This is a genomic window from Proteus sp. G2675, from assembly GCF_963886535.1.
Lineage (GTDB): Bacteria > Pseudomonadota > Gammaproteobacteria > Enterobacterales > Enterobacteriaceae > Proteus > Proteus mirabilis.
Genome location: NZ_CAWPCB010000036.1, coordinates 14,530 through 40,396, shown reverse-complemented (window position 1 = coordinate 40,396; position 25,867 = coordinate 14,530). Strand labels below are relative to the sequence as shown.

The window sequence follows — 25,867 nt, the reverse complement described above, 5'->3', positions numbered from 1 at the left end:
GTCTATTCTTAGAATATTATTCATTTATAACTATAACGAGTTATAATTTTCACCGGCTAGATTGAGTGATTTTTCATCAATTTATCTATCAATAAAGAGCTTCTGATTATGCATGAGTCATTAACAATCGCGCTATTGCAAGCACGGGAATCTGCGATGGGATTTTTTCGCCCCGTTCTTAAAGAGCATAATCTGACAGAGCAGCAGTGGCGGATCATCCGAGTTCTTGCTGATAAGCGCTCTATCGATTTTCACGAATTAGCACAAAAAACCTGTATCCTGCGTCCAAGTTTGACAGGTATTTTGATTAGAATGGAAAGAGATGAGCTAATTTGTCGATTAAAACCAGTGAGTGATCAACGTAAATTATTCGTTTCTCTATCAACCAATGGGCAAAATTTATATGATAAAATCCAGCCTAAGATAGAAGAAGGGTATCAATTACTCGAACAAAAGTTTTCTACAGAAAAACTGCAACATTTGTCTATCTTACTGAAAGAACTGATAGCGTTAAATCCAGAAAATAGTCATTCAACTGAAAAATAACATGTGTGCACCAAGAAAAAAGAGATGATGTTATACCATCATCTCTTTTGTTTTTATGTAATAGGTGAAATTACCTTTTACCTAATACGTGTAAGAAGTGAATATGTTTTTCATACTGATCGAGAATGTCATGAATAATTTGTTCTTTTGTCCAGCCCATGACATCGTAATCTTGCCCACCTTCTTTGAGATGAATTTCAGCGCGATAGTATTTATGCTCTTCATCTTTTTCTTCATCTGTTAAGCCGGCTAGCGCGAAAGCGGGTTGAGTATAGAATCGTAATCGTACTTCATAAAAGAAGTTCATATCCTCACCTAAGTCCACTTCAAAGCCGATGCGATCTTCTTCTTCGTCATGGATATAGCATTGAATACCTTGTTTGCTTAATTCAGCCGACACCATTTCCATGGAAGGATTAACGACTTCTTCCATAAAACGTTTTACATGTGAACGTTTAGGAAAATAAGCAATATTTCTTAATCGACGTTGCCAAGGAATAGGATTACGGCTAGCCGGTGGGGCGATAGTCGTCATCTGTTGGCTATCTCGCTTATAAACATCCACTCGCAATGCCTTAATTAATCCATAAATTGATGCCAATAGCACGATGGCAAATGGTAACGCACTGGCAATGGTGACAGTTTGTAATGCTGATAAACCTCCTGCCAATAACAAGGTAATGGCTGAAATACCCATTAATGCAGCCCAGAAGATACGTTGCCATACAGGGGTTTCTGAATCTCCTCCTGACGCTAGGGTATCAACCACCATTGCACCGGAGTCTGCTGAGGTGACAAAAAAGACAATGACCATCAGCATTGCGACAAAGGAAAGCACTGATGAGAATGGAAAATAATTTAAGAATTCAAACAGTGCTAATGACACATCTTGTTGTACTATATTCGCAAGAACTTCAGCACCTTTATCTTTAATTAAATAGATAGCGGTATTACCAAAGACAGTCATCCAAAGTAAGGTAAAGCCAGCTGGAACAAAGAGTACGCCGACAACAAACTCACGAATAGTACGACCACGGGAGATCCGTGCAATAAACATACCGACAAAAGGCGACCACGATAACCACCAGCCCCAATAAAGCAGTGTCCATCCACCTAACCAATCACTTGATTTTGGCTCGTAGGCATAAAGATTAAACGTTTTACTCACTATTTCTGATAAATAGCCCCCTGTATTTTCAACAAACGATTTTAAAATCAATACAGTAGGGCCAAGAATAATGACTAATAAAAGAAGAATAACGGCTAAACCAAGGTTAAGCTCGGATAAAAAACGGATACCTTTTTCTAATCCAGAGACAACTGAAATAGTAGCAAGCCCGGTGATAACAACAATTAAAACCACTTGCACGGTTGGATTAATTGGAATATCGAATAGATGGTTTAAACCGGCATTAACTTGTAGAACACCAAAACCCAGTGAAGTTGCGACACCAAATACGGTGCCCATCACAGCAAAAATATCTACCGCATGCCCAATAGGGCCATAAATACGGTCGCCAATGATAGGATAAAGGGCGGAACGTAACGTTAATGGCAAGCCATGGCGGTAGCTAAAAAACGCCAGAATTAATGCCACGATGGCGTAAATAGCCCAAGCATGTAATCCCCAGTGGAAGAAAGTCAAACGCATAGCTTCTTTGGCGGCTTCAATCGTCTGCGCATCCCCTGTGGGTGGCATTAAATAGTGCATAACGGGTTCTGCGACACCAAAGAACATCAGCCCAATACCCATACCTGCTGAAAACAGCATCGCGAACCAAGCAAAATAGCTAAAATGTGGACGAGCATGATCAGGGCCTAATTTTATTTCGCCAAAGCGCGATAGCCCTAAATAAGTCACACTCAGCAAAACCAATGCTACGGCTAAAATATAAAACCAGCTCGCGTTGGTGAAAAGGTTTTCCTGAAGGTGCCCTAGCTTGTCATTAGCGAGTTCAGGAAACAGCGCTGAAAACCCTACGACGAGCATAATAAGTATTGCGGAGGTGTAAAATACGGGAGGATTAATTTTCATCCTAATTTTTTTTGGTGTGATTTCATTTTGTTGGCTCATAGTTAACCTATTTTTGTTATTTTTCTTAGAAAAAACTTTTCGGTATTGCAATCTAGCATGTTAGTGGTATCGCTAGGAAAGAAAAGTTTGTAAGAAAATTTGAATAAAACATCAGATGATCTTGAAGCTTTATAAAAGAACGGAAATAAATTATATTTTTCCGTAAGGTGAAGAAAATTACAATTAAATCAATTCATTATCATATGTTTTTAGTCAGCGCCTTGACGCTTTAATAGGTTTCTCCTGTTGAAAAAAGGATAGTATGGTTACATTTTTTGCTTAATCGATCAACTCCTGTTTGTTTTTTGCACAAAAAAAGCCAGTAAAATATTACTGGCTTTTTCAACATCAAAATTTCTGAAATGAAATTATTTATTATCAGCCTTTAGAGAATCAATTTTTTGCTTTGCTTGATCGTTTAGCTCATCGGCTTTATCAAGCGCTTTATCTTTAGTATCTTGCGCTTGCTGTTTTACATCATCACTGGTTTTAGCCGCATCTTCTTTTAGTTGCGCTGCTTTGTCGCTAGCATTTTGTTTTAAGTTATCTGCAGTGGTATTAGCGTTTTGTTTCACTTCTTCTGCTTTACCAGCCAGTTTGTCACTTTCATTATTTAAACTTTGTTTGATTTCATCTGCTTTTGCACTTGCAGAATCTTTTAGTTCATCTGTTTTTTGTGCAATGCTCTCTTTTAATGCATCGGTTTTTTGATCGGCTTGTGCTTTAAGCTCTGCAGCTTTATCTTCAGCTTGCTCTTTTAGCTTGGCCGCATCTTGTTTTAATTCGTCAGCTGTCGCTGATGCACTCTCTTTTAAATCAGCGGCTTTTTCTTTAGCTTGATCTGTTAATTCTTTTGCTTTGTCTTGAGCCGTTTCATTTACTTGGGTTGCTGTCTCTTTTGCTTTATCAATACCTTCATCCACTTTTTTCGATGAATCATCACAACCTGCTGTAATGGTAACAAGACCTGCTAGAATTAAAGATGCCAGTAATTTTTTGTTCATGTTTCTCTCCAGAGAATGTATCCAAAACATATCGATGATATCTCGCATAACTAGTATTAAAAGCGAGAGGTTATTGAGTTGATATTTTATATATTATCTTAACTCCCAATAAAATAAGTATAGTGAGAGTCTGAAAATCAACAAGGTTAAGTATATTAAGTGATTACCACTAGTCAAATATATTAGATTTGTAAGGTTAATATCTGTCAGATTTCTCTCAATGGTATGTTTTATGCTTTATAATTACAGTGTGAATCGTTTTGCAAAGGTGCTTAAGAAATGGAATATTATCTGCTTGTGGTTATCAAGTTTATTATTGGTTTTACAATAATTTTGGCTCATATGAATATTTCAGGGAAGACACAACTCTCTCAACTAACTCCCATTGATTTTATTGGTAATTTTGTTTTAGGGGGGATTATGGGAGGGGTTATTTACACAGATGCAATCCCGCTTTACCAATATGTTATTGTCTTTTTGATAGGTGTATTTTTTATTTCTTTTCTCAATTATATCAGTAAAAAATTTAATTTTTTCCGAGCAGTAGCGATAGGTAATCCGATCCCGATTATTAAAAAGGGAAGATTTATTATGGAAAACATTACTGAGAAGAAAAATAAGATTGATATTCTTAATATCACTTCTAGGTTACATGCCCAAGGAATTCATTCTTTTCAAGAAGTTAATTATGCTCAAATTGAACCTGATGGACAAATAACGGTGGTGTGTGATGGTGCTAAAATGCCCTCTATCATTATTATGAAAGATGGTGTTATCCGAACTTCTGAACTTGAGCAGATAGAACGAGATGAAAATTGGTTAAACGAAGAGATGAAAAAACAACATATAGATAACCCAGAAGATGTTTTTTTAGCCGAATTTTGGGATGGTAAAGTCAATTTCATTTTGCAAGACGGTAAGATCAAACACGATTTCATTCCGACTGCTGAGTAGCAATATCCTGTGAAAGAATAAAAGCAACGATTAATACTATCTCAAGAGTCGCTATCGTTGCTCTATTTTGATTTGGTATTAGTTAAAGTTTGAATGTCTCAAAATCACTGGCGATTTGTGTATTGTCAAATATAGTATGACATTCCGCTAATAGTTCGGGGGTTTCTTTAGGTGAATAGCGACTACTGATATGGGTAATGATTAGTCGCTTAGCATTCGCCTTTTTGGCTAACTCAGCTGCCTGTATGGTACTTGAATGTCCACGACTATTGGCTTTATCAGCCATGTCATGTTTAAAGGTTGCTTCATGGACAATAACATCGGCATTCTCAGCGAGTTTAACTGCATTAGGCGTTGGTTGTGTATCGCCAAAAATCACAATACAACGGCCTTTGATCTCTGTGCTTAGATAATCTTTTCCATCTATGATCCGTCCATCAGGTAGTGTAACGGTTTTCCCTTGTTTTAATAATTTATACCAAGGGCCTCTAGGGATATTCTCTGCCTCTAGCTTGTCAGCATTGAGTTTACCTGGTTTATTGTCTTCTTCTAGACGATAACCAAAGCAGGGGACAGGATGTGATAATGCGCCACAACTTACACGTATACCTTCTTCTTCAAAAAGAAAACCATCTTGTTCTATTTCAATAATATCTAAAGGGTAAGTGAGATAAGATTGGCTTAATGTAAGGGCTGTTTCTATAAATGCCTTAATGCCTGTAGGCCCATAAATGGTTAACGGGTTTTCTGTGCCCCCCATTGAACGGCTACAGAGTAGTCCGGGTAAACCAAAAATATGATCACCATGTAAATGGGTAATAAAAATCTTATTAATGCGTGATAGCTTTACATGGCTATGTAAGATCTGATGCTGGGTCGCCTCTCCACAATCGAACATCCACAGACTTTTTTGTTTATTTTGTAAATCAAGCACCATACTGGTGACGTTGCGATCTTTAGAAGGTACGCCTGCATTAGTGCCTAAAAAGGTAAGTTCCATAATGAAATCCTGATCTCCATGGTGAATTTTTAACATTCATCTTAATCGTAATGGTATCTAAACTAAATAAAATTCTGCAACTGTGATTAAGATAATCTTCTCATTAAAGTTGATATGAATAATAGTGTGAATAAAAGATAATATACTTTATTTACTAAAATTAAATTTCTCTGATTAACGATTTAAATGTATCTGTTTTTATACAAACAGAATGAATGGGGCATATTCTTAATTTGTTTATTTTTTTTAATAAAGTTTAAAGTTCTTATTGAAAAAATAAAAAAAGTAAAATTTAAATTATGATTTTTTGAGTAAATAAAAAATAAACATATCTTACAAATTGAAATACTTTTTGTGTTTTTTTTACAATTTTAGTTTTTAATTTTTATCTTAAAAAGTTGTTTTGTTAATACAATGTAATGATATTAATTCTGTCTAATCAGAAAATATTCCATTATGAAGGTTTAATTTCTATATAGTTCTTTTTTATTATTTGGTTACAGCATTATTTAATTTTATTATGTCTATTTCTTAGTAAGTTAATGCTTTCAATTTTCTAATTAATTTCTTTTTTTTCATACTGTTAAATTTAACCGCAATATTTCAAAATAACCTTTTAGTTTTAAAATCCATTAAAAATAATTTATTGGTTTTTTATTCTGAAAAATCATCGTTATTGAATAATAAAAGTTATAATATTGTATCTTTTTTGTGCTTATATGTAAATTTATGGTTATTTGTTTTTTTGTTATAATATTAAAATAATAAAATTTATTTCTATTTATAAAAATATGTTTCCTTCAATTTTTTACACTTTATATCTAAGTATTTTGTATTTAAAATTCTATAAATATTCTTTTTATGATGCTATTTTTGGTTTTTTTATCTAATTACTTATTTTGGGGGTAATTATAATTTGCGTAAGATGAAAAAAAATCCAATTAATATCAGTGTATTAATAAATATATATTTAATTAAATTTATCAGGTTTGACTTAAATAAAGTGGCAGAGAATAATAAACCCAACTTGATATGAGCGTTATCTAATTTCGGTTGTTAATTATTATTTATTTTATGTATTGATGGTTAATTATAGAGATTAATTTTTACAATATATCAAGATATACCAAATTCATTGCGTATCTTATTCATAAAAGAGAAGTGTATCGCCTGTATGGGATTATTTTTCTTAATTGAATGTTGTTGCTTTTATACTTTATTTAACTTTTATATTTTAGGAAAACAAAATGAAATTAAAAAAACTGCATTTAGTTTTAGGGTTAGGCTTATCTATCATTGCGGGCTCTGCATTAGCGGCAGATCAGGGGCATGGTACTGTTGAATTCTATGGTTCAATTATTGATGCTCCTTGTTCTATCGATCCTGATTCAGGTGCTCAACGTATTCCATTAGGTCAAGTGTCATCTAGCGCACTGAAGGACGGTGGCCGTAGTGCGTCAAAAATGTTTAAAATCAAATTATTACAGTGTTCTACTGAGACATATAAAACAGTCAAAACAACCTTTACCGGTGCTGAAGCTCCTGATGTTTTAGAGGGGGCTTTAGGTATTGAAGGGATCGCCAAAAATGCAGCTGTTGTTATCACCAATGCAGGTGGTGAACAAATCAAATTAGGTCAAGCAAGTGCCGCCCAAACATTGAATGACGGTAACAATGACTTAAATTTTGCCGCTTATTTACAAGGTTCTTCCTCAAAAGCTGCTATTCCTGGTGATTTTACAGCAATAGCCACTTTTGCTTTATCTTATCAATAATAGTCGTCAAATAAAGCTTTGTATAAGGATATACAAGGCTTTGTTAACTGATGAGCTTTCTTATCGTTAGGACACTTTTGTCATCGCGCTAGATATCGATGGTGAATAATAGTAAAACGCGCTCTTTTTATAAATACAAAAGGATTATTAAACATAGTGATATTTCATCCGTAGGGGCATTACCGATAATTGACTGTTTTGGGCTCGAATATCACTAAATGGATTAGTTAGGTTTACTTATGGCTAAATTATTCAAGACGATTGATTTAAATGTTAAACATAAAAGTAAGCAGTGCAGAGGTCGTTCTGCTACTACACTGATCTATTTCGTGATTATAGGGATGGCAAGTATTGCCAGCGAGTCATTTGCTGTTAGCAAAGATATTGAATTTAACTCAGATATTCTTGACTTAAAAGATCGAGGAAATATTGATTTATCAAGCTTTTCCCGAGCGGGATATATTACTCCTGGCAAGTATGAGTTAATTATTAATATTAATAACAATGAATTAAGTGGAACTTATCGTGTTGACTATATTGTGCCCAAAGATGATCCCAAGGCAAGCGAACCTTGTATCTCACCCATATTAGTTAAGCAGTTTGCACTCAGACCAGAATGGTTAAAAAAGTTAACTTGGAAAGATAAGGGTAATTGCCTTAATGAGGCATCGTTACCAGGTATGAGCCTGAGGACAGATTTAGGTAGTGGGGTTTTTTTTATTACTCTTCCTCAAGCTTATCTAGAGTATTCATCACCGAATTGGGAATCGCCTTCTTTTTGGGACGAAGGTATTGCTGGATTATTGTTTGATTATAACGTTAATGCCAATGTCAGAGCGCCTAGTGATGGCAAGCAGAAACAGCAGATCACCGCAAATGGTACGGCGGGGGCAAATTTAGGTGTTTGGCGTTTTCGGGCAGATTGGCAAGCAAGTTATGAGCACACTACAGGTGTATTGCATAGCACAGAAAATCACTGGAATTGGGATCAATTCTATCTTTATCGAGCGATAACGAAATGGGGCGCCCGTTTAGTCATGGGGGAGACTTACTTACGTTCAAACCTATTAGATAATTTCCGTTTTACGGGAATAAGTTTACTTACGGATGAGCAAATGTTGCCCCCTAATTTACGAGGTTATGCTCCAGAGATCACGGGAGTTGCAAAAACGAATGCAAAAGTCACTGTGAGTCAACAAGGACGGATTATCTATGAGACACAAATCGCGCCTGGGCCATTTCGTATTCAAGATCTGCATGATGCGGTAAGTGGACGCTTGGATGTTCGTATTGAAGAGCAGGACGGAACAATACAAGAATACCAAATTGATACAGCCAATATTCCTTATCTTACAAGACCGGGACGCCTTCAATATAAAGTATCTGCGGGTAAGCCTTCTCGATTAGATCATAAAACTGAAGGGCCTATTTTTGCAATGGGAGAGTTTTCTTGGGGAGTGAATAATGGTTGGTCTCTTTTTGGTGGCACTTTAGTTTCTAAGGATTATAACTCGGCCTCGCTAGGTTTTGGACGAGATCTAATGATGTTAGGTGCTATCTCTTTTGATACGACTCATTCATGGGCAACCTTCGCTAATGAGAATAAACACTATCATGGCAGTTCATATCGAATTAGCTATTCAAAGCGTTTTGAATCTATTGATGGGCAAATCACTTTTGCAGGCTATCGATTCTCTGATCGTCATTTTATGAGTATGGATCAATATTTAGATAGGCGTTATCGCTATGGCGCACAAGAAAATAATAAAGAGCTTTATACCCTTACACTGAGTAAACAATTTCCTCAATGGGGACTTAGTACCTATATAAATTATAACCATCAAAGGTATTGGGATAGACCGAATAACGACTATTACAACTTCTCTTTATCAAAGTATCTCGCTATCGGGAAGTTTAAAAACATTAACATTAGCTTATCCGCTTATCGTAATCGTTTTAATGGCAATCATGACAACGGCGTGTATTTCAACATTAATTTGCCTTGGCGTGATAGAGCAACGATAAGTTATAACTCGGTCATAAATAAAGAAGGTAACTCACATAATGTCAGCTATTTCGATCGCATTGATGATAACAATAATTATCGTCTAAGTGCAGGAGTTAGTAGTCGAGGTAAACCATCGGCGGATGGTTTCTTTACACATTATGGTGATGTTGCTTTAGTAACGGCTTCAGCCAGTCATATTAACGGCGACTATACTTCGGCATCTTTATCTTTCCAAGGTGGGGCAACATTAACCACCAAAGGCGGGGATTTTCACCGTAGCAATATGCCGGGGGCAACCCGTTTGTTAATTGATACTCAAGGTGTTTCTGATGTCCCGGTAAAAAGTCTTAGTGCCATATCTCATACCAATATTTTTGGCAAGGCGGTGATCCCCGATATTAATCACTATTATCGAGGCAGTGCTTCTATCGATCTTAAGCAGCTACCAGACAATGTTGAAGCACTACGTTCTATTCATCAATTAACTTTGACTGAAGGCGCTATTGGCTATCGTCAATTTGATGTGATTGCCGGACACAAAGCGATGGCAACAGTACAGTTGGCTGAAGGAGGCGTTCCGCCATTTGCAGCGACAGTAATAACGCTTAATGGTCGAGAATTAGGTGTTTTTAACGACGGTGGAAAGGTTTATTTAAGCGGTATTAATTCAGGCGATGTCTTGTATGTACATTGGGATGGTAAAAACCAATGCCAATTATCCATTCCTAAATTGGCGGATACACAACTGATCACATCACTGCTTTTAACTTGCTTTCAAAGACAGCCGACTATTTCAACATCATTCCTGGAAACAGATAAAACGCAAGCATTACCTCAACATTCATTCCTTAGTAAATAACGCTAAGTAATAACAATAATTGATTAATAGAGAGAAGAGTAATTAAAGATGATGGCATCTAAACATTTATTTATGGTAACTACCACCTTATTAACTGGAATGGTGTTTACGTCGCAAGTTGGTGCGACAATCGCTTTAGATCGTACACGTATTATTTTTAATGGTGCTGATAAATCAGTAAGTCTGAGTATAAGTAATCAAAACAAAGAATTACCTTATTTAGCTCAAGGTTGGCTAGAGAATGAGCAAGGAGAAAAAATAGAAACACCTCTTATTGTATTACCTCCTATTCAGCGTATTGAACCTGGGAATAAGAGCCAAGTGAAAGTGCAATCATTACCTGATATTGCACAACTACCTCAAGATAGAGAGAGTGTTTTTTATTTTAATTTACGTGAGATCCCTCCACGTAGTGATAAACCCAACGTATTACAAATTGCACTACAAACGCGGATAAAATTGTTCTATCGACCAAAATCTATTTATGCCACCCAAACTGATTTAAGTAATCCATGGCAGGAAAAAATTACCTTAACAAAGCAGGGGGAGAGTTATGTTGTGCATAATCCCACACCCTATTATATCACTATTGTTGATGGTCTAACGGATCTGAAAGGGAAAAGCTTAGAAGGATTTACCCCTATCATGGTAGCGCCTCAAGGGCAGGAAAAACTCAATTTAACGGTTTCTACGCTGGGGGCTTCTCCGGTATTAAGTTACATCAATGATTACGGTGGTCGTCCAAGATTGAAATTTAGCTGCGATAGTCGTGAATGTAAGGTGATAGAAACAGACCAAGGAAATTAATAGGTATATTTATGAAACAGCAGATTAATAAAAATAGTCTTGTATCAATATTGGTACTATTGAGCTTTTTTATCACAACAAATGTAACTGCTGTGACACCGGTTTTGTCAAGTACGGGACTATCACAAAATTCGCCTATTACACCTATTTATCCGATCCCTATCAATATAAAAGGGTACGTTATCGCTCACCCTCCTTGCATGATCAATGAGGGCAAAACGGTAGAAGTGAATTTCGGTGATGTGCTAAGTACACGAGTTGATGGCTTAAATTACAAACGTCTGGTTGATTATCATCCAAGTTGTGAACAAATGCCCATTAATACACTAAAACTTTCTGTCGAGGGGAATGGTACTTTTTTTGATGCCAATGCATTAATGACCAATATTACCGGATTAGGTATACGTATTTTGTATCAAAATAAACCACTTAAGTTAGGGCAGGCAATTAATTTTACTTATCCCGATTTTCCTGTATTGGAAGCGGTGCCTGTGCGTGATTTTTCTACTCTTCTTGTGGGAGGAGACTTTTCTACCACAGCGACATTGCGCATGGAATATCAGTGAGGAGATAACGGGAATGTTTAATAAACAGAGGATATTCTTTTTCATAACGTTACTTTCATCATTTTCATTAATGGCTGATGAGACGGCAAATAAGGCGACAATCACTAACAGCGAAAATAATTTGAGATTATTTGGCACACTATTTATTCCCCCTCCTTGTGTGATCCAAAACAATGACATGATTGATGTTAATTTTGGTCACCAACTGGGAACGAGTCGCATCGATGGCATTAATTATACAAAGACCGTCAATTACACGTTGCAGTGTGAAGAAAATGCAAAAGGTTGGGCATTAGGTTTATCCATTATCGGCTCTGCAAGCCAATTTGATGCGGCTGCTTTACAAACCAATATAACGGATTTAGCCGTACATCTCACGATAGATAGTGAGCCATTTATTTTAAATAAACGGTTTGTTATTACCTCTGATAAACCGCCGATTATTTTAGCTGTGCCTGTAAAAAAATCAGGAAGTACCTTAACAAAAGGTGCATTTGAGGCAACAGCAACGCTACTTGCTGAATATCAATAGGAGTATCGGGATGATATTACAAAGATTATCTCTGAGTACTGCAATCTTTGCCGCTGTGATAGCTATGGCTAATGCTGATCCTAATATGCGTTTTCATGGTGAGTTAATTGATGAGCCATGTGTAATAAAACCCGGTGATGAAATTATTGTCATCACGCTGGATAAAGTGACTGATAGTGCTTTTTATAATGGAGTAGAAAGGACCAAAAGCCAGCAATTTGAGATCCATCTATCGGAGTGCGATCTCTCTATGAATAACAAAGTTTCCATCACATTTAAAGGTGATGAAAATAAGGCGATGGCAGGGAAAGGTTTTCTAGCATTGAGTCCAATAAGTCGAGCCTCTGGTATTGCTATTGGTCTAGAAGATAGCGATGGAGTCCTCTTACCCATTAATCAGCCATCGAAAAATATGGCTTTACTTTCAACTAATAACACATTGAGGTTTAGTGCTTTTATACAAGCAGAACCTACCGCAATTGCTAATCAATCAATAAAACGGGGGCCCTTTAGCGCCATTGCTACATTCCATTTAAATTATGACTAATGTTGACTTGAGGTTTATATGCTTATACCTAAGCGCCAATTAATCTTTTACTTATTTACTAGCATGTTGATATATCCAGCTTCCTCTATAGCCGCTATTTTTTCTTATATTACAGAATCAAAACCAGTAGGTAATGAGGGGACAGGGGCTGATTACACTTTTATTATCCAGCGTTGGGATCCCGAGCCACCAACGGCTTTAAATCCTTGTTATAAAAAAAAACCTTGTTATATAACCATAAATCATCGTCATCAGCCTAACCAGTCTGGAGGCTCAGCGACCAGAACTATTTTAAGTGATGGGCATAAATATCGAAGAATGGAAGATCTACGTATTGCTGTTATGAAAGAATTAGGAGGATTCCCTTATGGCCCAGGAGTTGCCATTCATCGATATGTTGATACATCAACCATACAAGAGTGCGTTGGTATATTTTATCAGCCAAATGCTTATGGTTTTGCTGAAGATGGCTATTTATTACCGGGTTCTATTTGTGCAATTGCTCCCCCACCTGTTGGACATTGTGATGTGTTAGCCCATTCTGTTGAGTTGGATTACGGCAATGTGGGGGAAAATGAATTAGACAATGCGGTTCGTTCTCAAACTGTGAATGTGACGTGTAATCGTGATGTCTCTTTACAGGTTGTTGCAACAGGAATGAATAATCGTCAAGTCCCACTACGTAATGACAATAGCTTATATGCTGATTTATATATTAATGATAAATCTGGCGAAGAGGGAGAGGCTATCTTTGTCGCTAAAGGCAAAATGGTTTCTATACAAGTGAGTTCTAAATTGAGAACCAATGGACATGTTGCTCCAGGGTATTTTTCTGGCTCTGGCGCGTTGATTCTAACGTTACCATAATAATAAAAGGTTGAAATATCATGGTGAAATATCGTCGTGCAAATATTGATGTCAATGCACTGGTAGGTAAGCGCATACAAAAAAGACGTAAAGAGTTAGGTTACACAGGTAGCCAATTGGCGGCAAAATTAGGGGTTAGCCAACAACAATTCTCACGCTATGAGCGAGGGTTAAACAAAATAGATCTTACTTATCTAGTGCTATTAGCTAAGTTCTTAAACACACCCATTTACTGGTTTTTTGAGGACTGTATTACTTCAACGTCGGTCAAAAGTGGCAAACCGCTAAGTCGACGAAGCAATCTTTTAGCCAAAAAAGCACTAGACGCATTTCTGTATTAACCTTTACCTCTTACAAGAAAAAGTCCTTAAATAAGCAACCTATTTAGGTCAGGCTAAGGGGATGTTTTCCCTTAATGATCGCTATAGCGATATTGACTGTCGAGTTATGTTGCACTCATTAGGCTTGCAATCACTATCCCTAAGCGAGCTTAGATGGGTAGTGATTGCTTTATGAGCATTATAAATGTGTAGAAAGAGACGAAAAAATCAGAATTAATTGTATTTTGAATATATCTCTTATACTAAGTTAAATTATTAATGATAAATCTTTTTAATGTTTTTCTGTGGGTAAATGGATACCTTCTAAGATAGAGTCTATTGGAATAAAAATGATTATATTTCAAAAAAAATTAGTACACCAAATATGACCGGGTTTATTAAAATCAAGTATCATTAATTAATTCTTTATTAAGATTACTATCGTGATTATTTATATTAAATGATATAATTTTTAATATAAATCCTAATTTGAATTAAAAAGAAAAAAATATCTATATTCTTATTGTAAAATAAAACGTACTCAATTATTGATATTAACTTTTTAAGTAATCTATTAATAAAGAACTATTGTGAGTTTCGCGTTTCCCACATATTGATAAATCGTTTTGAGTTACTTGCTGTATAAATAACCGTATGGGAAATATTGCGATGGCCTAAATAGTCTTGAATTAAACGTGTATCTCTGCCTAAATCCGCCAGTGCGTAGCCACAGGCGTGGCGTAACATATGAGGGTGTGGACTAATAGAAACATTGGCTTTTTTACCTAAACGGCGTAATAACCCATAAACTTGTTGACGGGAAATGGGGCCCGTTTTTTGTGATAAAAATACCCATTCAGAATCTGATTCTCTCCAGTTTTCTCTACTTTTCAACCAGTTGCATAAGGCTTCATATTCCTCATCAATAATAGGTTGTGTTGTTGAAAGCCCACCTTTTAAACGCCTGACATAGAGTATTCTACTTTCTAGATCAATATCGCTTAATGTTAAATTACATAGTTCGCTAACACGAAAACCATGTAAAAAACACATTAAAAACATACAGTAATCTCTTTCGGGATACCTACCTTCCTTAGCTTGCTTTAAAATAGCATTCACTTCAAAACGTGTAAGAAATTTACGTTGCTTCATTTTCGTAACCTTTTCAATTAGATAATAAACAACAAAAGTCAGTTGCAGCATCACTATAGCAAGTAATATGCATCAATAAAGGGTTGTGTTTTTTTTATACTTTCTTTTTTACTCGTTAATTTTAAACAAGTTTATTGAAAGTTTGCCAATTTTTAGAAAACGAAAACCATTGATAGGTAAGAGAAAGGAGAATAGCAGGTGATATTTACACCTATTTAGAGAAACAATCAAAATACACCAAATTGTTTACTATTATTCTCCGGCTTCTAACTTAAGTCAAATATATTATTGGGTATATATTCTTAATTATTTAACATATTGATATTAAACAATTTTTTAAAAAATCAAAATAATTTATTACTTTGTGCAAAACACTGAAATAAATTTTTTTACTTTTTTAACAAACTATAGTATTTGCACTTAGAATTATATCATCTTTTTCCTAAATTTTAAGATGAAAAAATCTAAATAGTCATACTTGCAAGATGAAAATCTTTAACTAAACAATTTGGTGTATTTTGTTTCGTTTCTAACGATATTTCGTGGCGTTTGAAGTGGACTTAAATATACCAAAATTCCCGAGCTCAATAAATGAGCCATTCAATTAGGAATAATCCAATCCTAAATGAATTAATTATTTTAGATGTCTTCATCCTTTATATTTCAGGAAACAAAAAGATGAAATTAAATAAATTAGCTTTAGTTCTTGGTTTAGGTTTATCTGTTGTTGCGGGTTCTGCTTTAGCTGCAGATCAAGGTCATGGTACTGTTAAATTTGTTGGTTCAATCATTGATGCTCCTTGCTCAATTACTCCTGATACTGAAAATCAAACAGTTCCACTAGGTCAAATTTCTACTGCTGCATTAAAAGATGGTGGCCGTAGTAATTCTCGTGACTTTAAAATCTCTTTAGAAAATTGTACTACAGAGACTTACAAAACTGTTCAAACAACTTTCACTGGCTCTGAAGCAACTGAAGTTTTAGAAGGTTCTTTAGGCATTGAAGGTATCGCTAAAAATGCAGCTGTTGTTATCACCGATGCGGGTGGTAAACAAATCAAATTAGGCACCCCAAGTGCTGCTCAAAACCTGCGTGATGGTAACAATGATCTGAACTTTGCTGCTTATTTACAAGGTTCTGCATCTGAAGCTGCTGTTCCAGGTGACTTTACTGCAATCGCAACTTTCGCACTGACTTATCAGTAAGAAAAAATAAGTTCTGTACAAGGAAGTACAGAGCTTTAATTCCTGTCTTTACTTTTAATGATTTTTCTTACTAACGGAGAAAAATATGAATCGCAAGATGGCACCACTATTGCTATGCCTTGTTGCCAGTTTAGTGACTGCGTCAACGATAGCCAGTGATGTAAAACAAGATAAAAACATGCATCAGCGATTTGGGTGGCTCAATCTACAAGGAACCATATTAGAGCCGTCATGTGCAATATCAGCGGGAAGTAGTGATCAAGTGATCCCGCTAACGACGGTATCTATCCCAACGTTAGTCACTGAAGGTCAAGGACCGATTGAATATTTTTCTATCAGATTAACGGACTGTACGCTAATTAGCCAGAAAGGGCAAGAAGCGGATAATCCACGTTTTATCGCAACGTTCGATGGTCCTTCTAATGGAAATGGCAACTTTGAGTTATCCGGTGAGGCCAAAGGTGCTTCATTAGCGATAGCGGATCGTTATGGTCGACAAGCTATTCCAGGACAACCCCTACCGCCCGTTGGCATTGATTCGCAGTCAATGGCATTGCTGTACCAAGCTCGAATAGTCAAAAACAACGATACGCCAAAAGCGGGGAATTACCGTACGACGCTGCGCTTTAAGCTGGAATACTATTAAATGGATCAGGGTTGGATAATTTATGGTTAGATCATTCAAAACCGTTTGTTTAGAGAAGCGAGAAAAGAGAAAAAAGCATGCTATTCGGCCTGTTGCTATATTGATCTATTTAATTGTTACTGGGGCATCCAGTCTTTCAAATTCAGCTTTAGCGAATAGCGATATTGAGTTTAATGCTGATATTTTAGATCTTAAAGATAAACAAAATATCGATTTATCTGATTTCTCTCGAGCTGGCTATATTATGCCAGGGCGCTACGAATTTGTTGTTCGTATAAATAATAATGAACTTCCCGATATCTACAACATTAATTATGTTGTACCTGCAGATGATCCCAAAGGAAGTGAACCTTGCTTACCTCCTGAATTAGTTCGTCAATTAGGACTAAAACCAGAGTGGCTTGATAAAATTCGTTTTAACGATAATCAAACTTGCCTTGATACATCATCTATTCCCGGAATGACAATAAATGCCAGTTTAGGTAGTGGTAATTTATTATTAACGATACCTCAAGCTTATTTGGAGTATTCAGCACCAAACTGGGATCCGCCTTCTCGTTGGGATGACGGTATTTCAGGGATACTTTTTGATTATAACGTCAATGCCAATGTGACTGATCCTGCTAAAGGAAAACAACGTCAGCAAGTGACGGGGTTAGGTACTTTAGGGGCGAACTTAGGTGCTTGGCGTTTTCGCGCTGATTGGCAAGCGAGCTACCAACATACGACAGGGATCCCTCAAAGTACAGAAAACAGCTGGAAATGGAATCAATACTATCTCTATAGAGCTATCCCTCAATGGGAAGCGCGCTTTGTCATGGGAGAGACTTACTCGCGCTCCGATATTTTTGATAGTTTCCGTTTTACCGGGGTTCATCTCGCAACTGACGACAATATGTTGCCACCTAATTTACGTGGATATGCGCCAGAAGTCACAGGTGTAGCAAAAACCAATGCCAAAGTGACAATTAGCCAACAGGGTCGAGTGATCTACGAGACGCAAGTTGCTCCAGGACCATTTCGTATTCAAGATATTAATGATGCCGTTAGCGGTAAATTAGATGTACGTGTCGAAGAGCAAGATGGCTCTGTACAAGAGTTTCAAATGGATACGGCAAGTATTCCTTATTTAACTCGACCAGGACGAGTGCAATATAAATTCTCGGCAGGTAAACCTTCTAATATTGACCATAATACCGAAGGCCCCGTTTTTGGTATGGGTGAATTTTCATGGGGGGTGAGTAACGGTTGGTCACTTTATGGGGGATCAATTGTTGCAGGTGATTATAACGCCTTGTCTGCGGGTATCGGCCGTGACTTGATGGCTTTTGGTGCTCTCTCTTTTGATGCTACTCACTCTTGGGCAAAAATTCCTCGTGATGATAAGCGTTATAACGGTGGCTCTTATCGATTAAGTTATTCAAAACGTTTTGAAGCTATTAATAGCCAAGTCACCTTTGCTGGTTATCGCTTCTCAGAACGCGACTTTATGACCATGGATCAGTATTTAGAGCGTCGCTATCGCGATGGTAATGCTGATAATAACAAAGAACTTTATACCATTATGTTTAGTAAGCAATTTCCTGACTGGGGATTGAGTACTTACTTAAACTATAGTCACCAAACATATTGGAATAAGCCAACTAATGATAATTACAACTTATCGTTAGCGAAAAGCGCGGATATTGGTCGTTTTAAAAATATCAATTTTAGTCTCTCCGCTTTCCGTAATAAATTTAATGGCACCAATGATAATGGCGTTTATATGAATGTCAGTATGCCTTGGGGTGATCGTGCGACCATCAGTTACAACACTGTCATTAATAAGAGCGGTAACTCTCATAATGTCAGCTATTACGATCGAATTGATGACAATAGCAGTTATCGTGTTGGCGCTGGGGTAAGTAGCAATGGTAAACCTTCAGCCGATGCTTATTTTATGCATTATGCTGATGCGGCCTTAGTCACCGCCAGTGCAAGTCATATCAATGGTGAATATACCTCTGCCACTTTATCGCTACAAGGTGGTGCCACACTTACGCCGAAAGGTGGAGCATTACACCGCGTTAGTCGTACAGGTAGTACTCGCTTACTTATTGATACAGACGGTATCGCTAATATTCCCGTGAAGAATTTTGGTGCGATTTCCCATACCAATATGTTTGGTAAAGCGGTATTGCCAGATATTAATGATTACTACCGTAGTAGCGCGAGTATCGATCTTAATCGATTACCTGAAAATGTCGAAGCATTACGCTCAATTCAGCAATTAACCCTAACCGAAGGGGCGATTGGTTACCGTCGATTTGATGTTATCGAAGGGCAAAAAGCTATGGCGGTTATTCGGTTAAAAGATGGAACCTTCCCACCATTTGGCGCCAGTGTCACAACAGAAAAAGGGCGTGAGTTAGGCATCATTAATGATGGTGGAAATGTTTATCTAACTGGTATTAATACCGGGGATGTATTGAGTGTTCGTTGGAGTGGTAAAGAGCAGTGCAAAGTACTTATTCCAACATTGGTGGAGAATGTGCAAATTTCATCACTGTTATTGACCTGTAGTGATGATGGCACAGCAACCTCTACTTTCAATCAAAGAGAAGTCTCCTTACCTAAAACGAAGTTTCTATCTCGTTAAGGTTAAGGAATAGGAAATAAAGATAAAAACAACTTCAGACAAAGAGTAATTAAAGATGATGTTATTAAAACGCTCATGCATTGTTGCAACCACTTTGTTAATGGGAATGGCATTTACTCATCAAGCTGTTGCTGCCATTGCGCTAGATCGAACTCGTGTCATTTTTAATGGTGCCGAAAAATCGATTAGTTTAAATGTCAGCAATCAAAATAAGGACTTGCCTTATCTTGCTCAAGGCTGGATGGAAAATGAAAACGGCGAACGTATTGAAAGCCCACTGATTGTTTTACCCCCGATCCAACGTATTGAACCGGGTGATAAAAGTCAGATTAAGGTGCAATCATTACCTGATATAGCCAAATTACCACAAGATAGAGAAAGTGTTTTCTATTTTAACCTACGTGAAATTCCACCACGTAGTAATAAGCCTAATGTACTGCAAATTGCATTACAAACGCGGATCAAATTATTTTATCGTCCTGCATCAATCTATGCCTCGCAAACGGATTTAACCAATCCTTGGCAAGAGCAGATCACTTTAACTAAAAAAGGTGATCGCTTCGAAGTGAATAATCCAACGCCTTACTATGTGACATTAGTCGATGGATTAACCAGTTTGAAAGGAAAAAGCTTGGATGGCTTTGAACCATTAATGATCGCACCTAAAAGTAGCGGCACGATAAATCTGAGTGCTTCCATGTTTGGTGCTTCACCGGTATTGAGCTACATCAATGATTATGGCGGTCGCCCTCAGATGAAATTCACCTGTAGTGGCAATCAATGCAAAGTAACAGAAACGGCAGCTGGAAACTAAATAGGTCTGATTTATGGTTATGGAACAGTGGTTTAGCCCAAGCAAGGCAGTGTTGGTTTTTATTCTGGCAACATTTACTGGAGGCCTGAGTTCTACTGCTGTTGCTAACTTACCTGCAGGAGCAGTAATAAGAGCGACCCCCGGGATTGTTTATATCAATATTACTGGAAACGTCATCGCTCCACCTCCTTGCTTAATCAATGACGGCAAGATGATCGAGGTGAATTTTGGCGAAGTAATGAGTACGCGTATTAATGATAGCAATTATAAGCAACCTATCGAATATACCGCGACTTGCCAAAAAAGACCGACTAACGCCATGAAAGTCTATATAACAGGTAATGCAACAGGGTTCGATAGTAATGCCCTACAAACTAATATTACGGGATTAGGGGTACGCATTCTTTATCAAGGTAAATTATTAGGATTAGGCTCAGCGGTTAAATTTACCTATCCCAATTTGCCTAAACTAGAAGCGATCCCTGTGCGTGATAATAGAGAAACACTAGTTGGTGGAGATTTTGTTGCCAATGCCACACTTCATGTAGATTATCAGTAAAGGGGCAACACGATGAATAAATTGCAATCTATTTGTCTGATTATATTACTAAATTCTACAGCAGTAATGGCGGCCGACTCGCCTAATTTAAAATTATTCGGAACATTATTAGTGCCACCTCCTTGTGTTATCAGCAATGACGAACGAATTGAGGTTTTTTTTGGTAAGAACGTCGGTATTAATAAAGTTGATGGTATTAACTATACCGAATCGGTGAATTATACCTTGGTATGCGACGCTAATTTAAAAGGCTGGGATTTGGGATTATCAATTATCGGACCTAAAACCCAGTTTGATGAGGCGGCATTGCAAACCAATATTCCAGATTTAGGTATTCATTTAACTCAAGATGGTAAGCCTTTTAAGCTAAATGAGCGTATTGCGATTTCACCAGATTCGCCTCCGGTTATTCAAGCTGTTCCAGTAAAAAGACCGGGAAGTACATTGCCTGAAGGGGCATTTGAAGTCTCAGCCACCTTATTAGCAGAATACCAATAGGAGCGTTTTGATGAAAATAAAAACATTATCGATCCGGTTCATATTGGGTCTATCTGTATCAATAGGGTTAACTTCAGCGGCTTTTGCAATACCGGACAACCTCTATTTTCACGGCATATTAGTTGATGAGCCTTGTACCATAAAACCGGGTGATGAAACCGTGGTACTCGATTTTGGCAATATTCCTGATAAAAACCTTTATGCCTATAAAAGAACGCCAAGCAAGTTATTTCAATTACGTCTGTCAGAATGCGATCTCTCAATCGGTAAAAGCGTCAAAATAACCTTTAAAGGAGAGGAAAATCAAGCAATGGCAGGAGAAGGATTTTTGGCAATAAGTCCGGGCAGCCAAGCTTCTGGTATTGCGGTGGGATTAGAGTCTGAAAATGGTAATGCTCTACCTATAAATAAAGAAACAGACAAGATGTCATTAACTGCGGGTGACACTATTTTGAATTTTTATGCCTTTATTCAAGGTGAGCCGGATGCGATTGCGAATAAGTCGATTAAACGTGGTCCTTTTAGTGCAATAGCCACCTTCTATTTGAATTATGACTGATAATGAAGATTGAGGTTTTACATGTTTATATTTAAACGATTTCCGGCGATATTTATCTTAATAGCGGGGCTTTTCTCAGCACCTGCGATGGCCTCTATTTTTTCTTATATAACAGAATCAACAGGGACACCTTCTAACGCCACTTACACTTATGTTATTGAGCGTTGGGATCCAGAAACCTCAGGAATATTAAATCCTTGTTATGGTTGGCCTGTGTGTTATGTCACAGTGAACCATAAACATACAGTAAATGGTACTGGGGGAAATCCTGCATTTCAGATTGCTCGAATTGAAAAACTACGTACTTTAGCTGAAGTTCGTGATGTAGTACTTAAAAATAGATCATTCCCTATTGAAGGGCAAACCACCCACAGAGGGCCTTCATTAAACTCTAATCAAGAGTGTGTGGGATTATTTTATCAACCGAATTCAAGTGGTATATCACCACGAGGAAAACTCTTACCAGGTTCACTATGCGGTATCGCACCACCACCAGTGGGTGCTTGTAAAATATCTGAAGGTGCGGTGAACCTTAACTATGGTGATATTGATGAAGCTAGTTTAAGTGGTGCTAAGCGCTCTGAAACAATCAATGTAACCTGTAATTTAGCAATGAAAGTGTTGGTTATCGCATCTGGCTCTGATAGTGGGCGGGTACCTCTGCGTGCAGATAAGAGTTTATATGCTGATTTATATCTAAACAATTATCCTGGTGAAAAAGGCGTTACGGTAAATGTTCCAGCAGGCGGTTCAGCGCCAGTCTCTGTGAGTTCAACGCTACGCACGAATGGACGGGTAGCTCCAGGTCGTTTCTCCGGTTCCGGTTCAATTATTTTAACCATGCCTTAATCATGATAATGGGTGAATATTATGATGATGAATTTTGATTTTGCGAATATAGATGTAAATGCTTCTGTAGGTAAAAAGATCCAAAAAAAACGTAAAGAGCTGGGTTATACCGGTATGCAGCTGGCTAAAAAAATTGGTGTCAGCCAGCAACAGTTTTCTCGCTATGAACGAGGTATGAACAAAATAGATCTCAGACATTTAGTGTTGTTAGCTCTCTATTTAAATACACCCATTTATTGGTTTTTTGAGGATTGCTACGTAAAAAAGCCTTCATTAAATAATAAAGGAATAGATAAGCGCAATTATGTTATTGCTCAAGCAACACCTGATGCTTTTCATTATTGATATTAAGTCGATATGACATATTGATGTTTTGCTAGATATTACATTTCTTTGATTGATTACCTTATTGGTAGGGCAAGGGCAACCTTGCCGTTTTTTTATGTTGAAAGCTGACTTATTTTATCTCTTCTAATACACCCATTTATTATTTTTCTATTATTTACTACGCTATTATTAGGCTTTTCTCCTATTTTATTATCATACCGCTTAGTCACAAATAGACTTATTTTTTAACATCTCTTAGTTAATTCTTGTAATGATGTGACTATAAATAGTAATTTCAGCCGTTATTATCAGGTTTATTAGAGTATTCGAAGCTTTTTATGTACTTTTTAAGGAGTTTTTAGTTCTGTAAAGGTTAATAAATAGACTTTAAAATGTTAAAAAGTGTTAACTTGCGCGCATTTTTTAATTTTAGATATTATAAATTGATTTTAATGTTTGTTATCTATAATTGATGGTATGTTTTTTAACTTATTGTTTTGTATTAATTAAATTATGTTTTTTTTCATTGTTTGAGTGTTAATTTTAGATCATATCATTTATATGATAGGTATTTACGGATAGTAAAAACAAATTTGGTTGTGTACTGTGCATTTTCTGTTTTTTTATAAAAAGGATAAATCATGCAAACAAAAAAACAGGGAGGAAGTCGTTTTCTACGCACAGTGGAATGGCTTGGAAATGCACTCCCCCATCCCGTTATTTTATTTATTATTTTAATTGCTATTTTACTTGTATCTTCAGCGGTTGGTGAATACTTCGGCGTTACAGTGCAAGATCCACGACCAGAAGGCGCTAAAGGGCGCGCTGAAGATGGTTATATTCATATTATCAGTTTACTTGATGCTGATGGTATACGACGTATTCTTGCTAATATTGTTACCAATTTTACAGGGTTTGCTCCTTTAGGAACCGTACTGGTGGCTTTACTCGGTGTCGGAATAGCTGAACGAGCGGGATTATTATCAGCCGTTATGCGTTTAGTGGTTATGAAAGCCCCACGCAAAATGACTACATTAGCCATTGTATTTGCAGGTATTATGTCAAATACTGCAGCTGAATTAGGATATGTTGTCTTGATCCCGCTATCGGCAATTATTTTCCATTCGCTAGGTCGTCATCCATTAGCGGGGATTGCTGCTGCGTTTGCGGGAGTATCTGGCGGATATTCAGCTAACTTACTGTTAGGGACTATCGATCCATTATTATCAGGTATTACACAACAAGCAGCACGCATTATTGACCCAAGCTATATTGTTGGTGCGGAAGCAAACTGGTACTTTATGTTTGTCAGCACCTTTTTAATTACATTTTTAGGCTACATCATCACAGAAAAAATCGTTGAGCCTCAGTTAGGGCCTTATAATGGTAATGAATTAGATGATGAAGAAACTGATCTAAAAAATGCTGCGCAAGTTACCCCTCTTGAGAAAAAAGCACTATGGGCAGCAACAGGAACATTTATTGTGATGGCCATCATTCTGGCATTCACTGTCGTACCTGAAAATGGCATATTAAGAAACCAAGAAACAGGTTTAATTGGTAACTCACCATTCTTAAAATCCATTGTTGTATTCATTTTCTTATTTTTTGCTATCCCCGGTATTGTTTATGGTTGGATAGCTAAGACTATGCGTTCAGATAAAGATATTGTCGATGCCATGGCAAACTCTATGAGCACATTAGGTCTTTATTTAGTAATTATTTTCTTTGCTGCTCAATTTGTGGCTTTTTTTGGCTGGACAAATATAGGGCAAGTGATCGCTGTTAAAGGTGCGGCTTTACTTAATAGTATTGATATGCCAAGTGGGTTGCTATTTTTGGGCTTTATTTTAATTTGCGCCTTTATCAATTTAATGATTGGTTCAGCTTCCGCGCAATGGGCAGTAACGGCGCCTATTTTTGTTCCTATGTTAATGCTGGCAGGTTATGCGCCAGAAACTATTCAAGCAGCTTATCGTATAGGTGATTCGGTGACGAATATTATTACGCCAATGATGAGTTACTTTGGTTTAATCTTAGCGGTTGCCACAAAATATAAGAAAGATACGGGTATTGGAACTATGATCTCGATGATGTTGCCATATTCTATTATCTTCTTAATTGGTTGGTCACTGTTATTCTACCTTTGGGTATTTGTTTTCCACTTACCTGTAGGGCCTGGATCGCCAATTTATTATTCACCGCATGCGGGATAATATTATTCTTTAGATAAGCTTATACAAGGATGTATAGGCTTATTTGTGTTTATGTGTTGCTAACTTTTCTGTTAATTGGGTTGCATAGTCCGTATGTAGAAACTGTGTGTCCATTCCTGCCTGTTGTAATTTTAATTCGAGTAAAGTGAGTTTTTTTTGTAACTGTTCATCTTTGATGCCAGTTTCTGAAAGTGAACTTAATATTTCGGCTAAAGATAATGCATCTTTTCTATCTTGCATTTCTGGGGGCAAAAAGCCGGCATTCTTAAGCAAATGATAACTAGCCCGCAAAGACTCAGGAACATGACTGTTATCATCTAATACCAAGGGTTTACCTTCTCCTGGCAAAGAAGAGAGTTCACCATTTTTCAACGCCTTTTCAATGTGGCGCTCCGCCCATTCATCAAGAATTGACATTATTCAGCCTCAACATTAATGACTAATGTAATCAATAAAATAACAAACTTAATTTCACTTGATCAAATCACATAAAATGATATTATATTTTTATATTATATAAAAATATATATTGTTGTAGGGAGAG

General features: G+C 36.9%; 25 protein-coding genes. 20 read left to right on the top strand and 5 right to left on the bottom strand.

Annotated features, from left to right (window positions below; all coding sequences use genetic code 11):
- The first annotated feature begins 108 nt into the window (after positions 1 to 108).
- Positions 109 to 546: a homoprotocatechuate degradation operon regulator HpaR gene (gene hpaR, locus AACQ49_RS11220; RefSeq protein WP_004244947.1), complete on the top strand. Its 438-nt coding sequence runs from the start codon at positions 109 to 111 to the stop codon at positions 544 to 546.
- A gap of 70 nt (positions 547 to 616) precedes the next feature.
- Here the strand turns inward: hpaR and betT are convergent, their stop codons facing one another.
- Positions 617 to 2,620 carry a choline BCCT transporter BetT gene (betT, locus tag AACQ49_RS11215; protein WP_004244946.1) on the bottom strand — a complete coding sequence of 668 codons (2,004 nt, stop codon included), beginning with the start codon at positions 2,618 to 2,620 and terminating at the stop codon, positions 617 to 619.
- A gap of 368 nt (positions 2,621 to 2,988) precedes the next feature.
- Positions 2,989 to 3,624 carry a lipoprotein gene (locus AACQ49_RS11210; RefSeq protein ID WP_020945264.1) on the bottom strand — a complete coding sequence of 212 codons (636 nt, stop codon included), beginning with the start codon at positions 3,622 to 3,624 and terminating at the stop codon, positions 2,989 to 2,991.
- Positions 3,625 to 3,903: 279 nt separating this feature from the next.
- On the opposite strand from AACQ49_RS11210, the gene AACQ49_RS11205 reads away from it, so the two are divergent.
- Complete coding sequence (locus tag AACQ49_RS11205; protein WP_004244944.1) at positions 3,904 to 4,578, top strand: DUF421 domain-containing protein; 675 nt, start codon at positions 3,904 to 3,906, stop codon at positions 4,576 to 4,578.
- Positions 4,579 to 4,660: 82 nt separating this feature from the next.
- Here AACQ49_RS11205 and rnz read toward each other — a convergent pair whose 3' ends face one another.
- Positions 4,661 to 5,578 (bottom strand): ribonuclease Z, encoded by a 918-nt coding sequence (gene rnz / locus AACQ49_RS11200; RefSeq protein WP_004252451.1) that lies wholly within the window; start codon positions 5,576 to 5,578, stop codon positions 4,661 to 4,663.
- A gap of 1,247 nt (positions 5,579 to 6,825) precedes the next feature.
- On the opposite strand from rnz, the gene AACQ49_RS11195 reads away from it, so the two are divergent.
- The 8 genes from AACQ49_RS11195 (at position 6,826) to AACQ49_RS11160 (ending at position 13,880) form a co-directional block, all read left to right on the top strand.
- Positions 6,826 to 7,353: a fimbrial protein gene (locus AACQ49_RS11195; protein WP_004244940.1), complete on the top strand. Its 528-nt coding sequence runs from the start codon at positions 6,826 to 6,828 to the stop codon at positions 7,351 to 7,353.
- A gap of 239 nt (positions 7,354 to 7,592) precedes the next feature.
- Positions 7,593 to 10,220: an outer membrane usher protein gene (locus AACQ49_RS11190; RefSeq protein WP_161779047.1), complete on the top strand. Its 2,628-nt coding sequence runs from the start codon at positions 7,593 to 7,595 to the stop codon at positions 10,218 to 10,220.
- A 48-nt stretch (positions 10,221 to 10,268) separates the two neighbouring features.
- Positions 10,269 to 11,027 (top strand): fimbria/pilus periplasmic chaperone, encoded by a 759-nt coding sequence (locus AACQ49_RS11185; RefSeq protein WP_080726887.1) that lies wholly within the window; start codon positions 10,269 to 10,271, stop codon positions 11,025 to 11,027.
- An 11-nt stretch (positions 11,028 to 11,038) separates the two neighbouring features.
- A complete protein-coding gene (locus AACQ49_RS11180; RefSeq protein ID WP_004244937.1) occupies positions 11,039 to 11,593 on the top strand; it encodes a fimbrial protein in 555 nt (184 codons plus the stop codon).
- Between the two features lie 13 nt (positions 11,594 to 11,606).
- Positions 11,607 to 12,125: a fimbrial protein gene (locus AACQ49_RS11175; protein WP_004244936.1), complete on the top strand. Its 519-nt coding sequence runs from the start codon at positions 11,607 to 11,609 to the stop codon at positions 12,123 to 12,125.
- A gap of 10 nt (positions 12,126 to 12,135) precedes the next feature.
- Positions 12,136 to 12,672: a fimbrial protein gene (locus AACQ49_RS11170; protein WP_004247321.1), complete on the top strand. Its 537-nt coding sequence runs from the start codon at positions 12,136 to 12,138 to the stop codon at positions 12,670 to 12,672.
- A gap of 18 nt (positions 12,673 to 12,690) precedes the next feature.
- Entirely contained in the window at positions 12,691 to 13,539 is an 849-nt protein-coding gene (locus AACQ49_RS11165; protein WP_004247322.1) for an MrpH family fimbial adhesin, read from the top strand.
- 20 nt (positions 13,540 to 13,559) lie between these two features.
- Positions 13,560 to 13,880, top strand: a complete 321-nt coding sequence (locus AACQ49_RS11160) for a helix-turn-helix domain-containing protein (RefSeq protein ID WP_004244929.1) — start codon at positions 13,560 to 13,562, stop codon at positions 13,878 to 13,880.
- Between the two features lie 564 nt (positions 13,881 to 14,444).
- On the opposite strand, the gene mrpI is transcribed toward AACQ49_RS11160, so the two are convergent.
- Complete coding sequence (gene mrpI / locus AACQ49_RS11155; RefSeq protein WP_004247323.1) at positions 14,445 to 15,011, bottom strand: phase variation DNA invertase MrpI; 567 nt, start codon at positions 15,009 to 15,011, stop codon at positions 14,445 to 14,447.
- A gap of 678 nt (positions 15,012 to 15,689) precedes the next feature.
- Between mrpI and mrpA the strand changes: the two genes are divergently transcribed.
- From mrpA to AACQ49_RS11105, 10 genes are all read left to right on the top strand, one after another.
- Positions 15,690 to 16,217, top strand: a complete 528-nt coding sequence (gene mrpA, locus AACQ49_RS11150) for an MR/P fimbria major subunit MrpA (protein ID WP_004247325.1) — start codon at positions 15,690 to 15,692, stop codon at positions 16,215 to 16,217.
- Positions 16,218 to 16,314: 97 nt separating this feature from the next.
- Positions 16,315 to 16,863 (top strand): MR/P fimbria assembly terminator MrpB, encoded by a 549-nt coding sequence (gene mrpB, locus AACQ49_RS11145; RefSeq protein ID WP_139149873.1) that lies wholly within the window; start codon positions 16,315 to 16,317, stop codon positions 16,861 to 16,863.
- Positions 16,864 to 16,885: 22 nt separating this feature from the next.
- On the top strand, positions 16,886 to 19,501 hold the full coding sequence (gene mrpC, locus AACQ49_RS11140; protein ID WP_004247328.1) for an MR/P fimbria usher protein MrpC: 2,616 nt from the start codon (positions 16,886 to 16,888) through the stop codon (positions 19,499 to 19,501).
- A gap of 55 nt (positions 19,502 to 19,556) precedes the next feature.
- Positions 19,557 to 20,315: an MR/P fimbria assembly chaperone MrpD gene (gene mrpD, locus AACQ49_RS11135; RefSeq protein ID WP_004244924.1), complete on the top strand. Its 759-nt coding sequence runs from the start codon at positions 19,557 to 19,559 to the stop codon at positions 20,313 to 20,315.
- Between the two features lie 13 nt (positions 20,316 to 20,328).
- Positions 20,329 to 20,874: a fimbrial protein gene (locus tag AACQ49_RS11130; RefSeq protein WP_004244923.1), complete on the top strand. Its 546-nt coding sequence runs from the start codon at positions 20,329 to 20,331 to the stop codon at positions 20,872 to 20,874.
- 12 nt (positions 20,875 to 20,886) lie between these two features.
- The gene (locus AACQ49_RS11125; protein WP_004244922.1) at positions 20,887 to 21,372 is read left to right on the top strand and encodes a fimbrial protein; all 486 of its coding nucleotides are present in this window, start codon (positions 20,887 to 20,889) and stop codon (positions 21,370 to 21,372) included.
- Positions 21,373 to 21,382: 10 nt separating this feature from the next.
- Positions 21,383 to 21,931: a fimbrial protein gene (locus AACQ49_RS11120; RefSeq protein WP_004244920.1), complete on the top strand. Its 549-nt coding sequence runs from the start codon at positions 21,383 to 21,385 to the stop codon at positions 21,929 to 21,931.
- 21 nt (positions 21,932 to 21,952) lie between these two features.
- The gene (mrpH, locus tag AACQ49_RS11115) at positions 21,953 to 22,780 is read left to right on the top strand and encodes an MR/P fimbria adhesin subunit MrpH (protein ID WP_004244918.1); all 828 of its coding nucleotides are present in this window, start codon (positions 21,953 to 21,955) and stop codon (positions 22,778 to 22,780) included.
- Positions 22,781 to 22,801: 21 nt separating this feature from the next.
- On the top strand, positions 22,802 to 23,125 hold the full coding sequence (mrpJ, locus tag AACQ49_RS11110) for a transcriptional regulator MrpJ (protein WP_004244917.1): 324 nt from the start codon (positions 22,802 to 22,804) through the stop codon (positions 23,123 to 23,125).
- Between the two features lie 623 nt (positions 23,126 to 23,748).
- Positions 23,749 to 25,323, top strand: coding sequence for an AbgT family transporter (locus tag AACQ49_RS11105; RefSeq protein WP_004244916.1), 1,575 nt, complete (start codon positions 23,749 to 23,751; stop codon positions 25,321 to 25,323).
- A 39-nt stretch (positions 25,324 to 25,362) separates the two neighbouring features.
- Here the strand turns inward: AACQ49_RS11105 and AACQ49_RS11100 are convergent, their stop codons facing one another.
- Entirely contained in the window at positions 25,363 to 25,740 is a 378-nt protein-coding gene (locus AACQ49_RS11100; protein WP_004244915.1) for a DnaJ family domain-containing protein, read from the bottom strand.
- Positions 25,741 to 25,867: the final 127 nt, after the last annotated feature.

Excerpts from the sequence above, each read along its gene's own strand:
- mrpD (WP_004244924.1), top strand. The coding sequence starts at position 19,557 with ATGATGTTATTAAAACGCTCATGCATTGTTGCAACCACTTTGTTAATG.
- AACQ49_RS11130 (WP_004244923.1), top strand. The coding sequence starts at position 20,329 with ATGGTTATGGAACAGTGGTTTAGCCCAAGCAAGGCAGTGTTGGTTTTT.
- AACQ49_RS11100 (WP_004244915.1), bottom strand. The coding sequence starts at position 25,740 with ATGTCAATTCTTGATGAATGGGCGGAGCGCCACATTGAAAAGGCGTTG.
- mrpB (WP_139149873.1), top strand. The coding sequence starts at position 16,315 with ATGGCACCACTATTGCTATGCCTTGTTGCCAGTTTAGTGACTGCGTCA.
- AACQ49_RS11170 (WP_004247321.1), top strand. The coding sequence starts at position 12,136 with ATGATATTACAAAGATTATCTCTGAGTACTGCAATCTTTGCCGCTGTG.
- AACQ49_RS11125 (WP_004244922.1), top strand. The coding sequence starts at position 20,887 with ATGAATAAATTGCAATCTATTTGTCTGATTATATTACTAAATTCTACA.
- AACQ49_RS11160 (WP_004244929.1), top strand. The coding sequence starts at position 13,560 with ATGGTGAAATATCGTCGTGCAAATATTGATGTCAATGCACTGGTAGGT.
- mrpI (WP_004247323.1), bottom strand. The coding sequence starts at position 15,011 with ATGAAGCAACGTAAATTTCTTACACGTTTTGAAGTGAATGCTATTTTA.
- AACQ49_RS11190 (WP_161779047.1), top strand. The coding sequence starts at position 7,593 with ATGGCTAAATTATTCAAGACGATTGATTTAAATGTTAAACATAAAAGT.
- AACQ49_RS11175 (WP_004244936.1), top strand. The coding sequence starts at position 11,607 with ATGTTTAATAAACAGAGGATATTCTTTTTCATAACGTTACTTTCATCA.
- AACQ49_RS11180 (WP_004244937.1), top strand. The coding sequence starts at position 11,039 with ATGAAACAGCAGATTAATAAAAATAGTCTTGTATCAATATTGGTACTA.
- mrpA (WP_004247325.1), top strand. The coding sequence starts at position 15,690 with ATGAAATTAAATAAATTAGCTTTAGTTCTTGGTTTAGGTTTATCTGTT.
- mrpJ (WP_004244917.1), top strand. The coding sequence starts at position 22,802 with ATGATGATGAATTTTGATTTTGCGAATATAGATGTAAATGCTTCTGTA.
- hpaR (WP_004244947.1), top strand. The coding sequence starts at position 109 with ATGCATGAGTCATTAACAATCGCGCTATTGCAAGCACGGGAATCTGCG.
- AACQ49_RS11205 (WP_004244944.1), top strand. The coding sequence starts at position 3,904 with ATGGAATATTATCTGCTTGTGGTTATCAAGTTTATTATTGGTTTTACA.
- mrpC (WP_004247328.1), top strand. The coding sequence starts at position 16,886 with ATGGTTAGATCATTCAAAACCGTTTGTTTAGAGAAGCGAGAAAAGAGA.
- AACQ49_RS11105 (WP_004244916.1), top strand. The coding sequence starts at position 23,749 with ATGCAAACAAAAAAACAGGGAGGAAGTCGTTTTCTACGCACAGTGGAA.
- AACQ49_RS11185 (WP_080726887.1), top strand. The coding sequence starts at position 10,269 with ATGATGGCATCTAAACATTTATTTATGGTAACTACCACCTTATTAACT.
- AACQ49_RS11210 (WP_020945264.1), bottom strand. The coding sequence starts at position 3,624 with ATGAACAAAAAATTACTGGCATCTTTAATTCTAGCAGGTCTTGTTACC.
- rnz (WP_004252451.1), bottom strand. The coding sequence starts at position 5,578 with ATGGAACTTACCTTTTTAGGCACTAATGCAGGCGTACCTTCTAAAGAT.
- AACQ49_RS11165 (WP_004247322.1), top strand. The coding sequence starts at position 12,691 with ATGCTTATACCTAAGCGCCAATTAATCTTTTACTTATTTACTAGCATG.
- betT (WP_004244946.1), bottom strand. The coding sequence starts at position 2,620 with ATGAGCCAACAAAATGAAATCACACCAAAAAAAATTAGGATGAAAATT.
- AACQ49_RS11120 (WP_004244920.1), top strand. The coding sequence starts at position 21,383 with ATGAAAATAAAAACATTATCGATCCGGTTCATATTGGGTCTATCTGTA.
- mrpH (WP_004244918.1), top strand. The coding sequence starts at position 21,953 with ATGTTTATATTTAAACGATTTCCGGCGATATTTATCTTAATAGCGGGG.
- AACQ49_RS11195 (WP_004244940.1), top strand. The coding sequence starts at position 6,826 with ATGAAATTAAAAAAACTGCATTTAGTTTTAGGGTTAGGCTTATCTATC.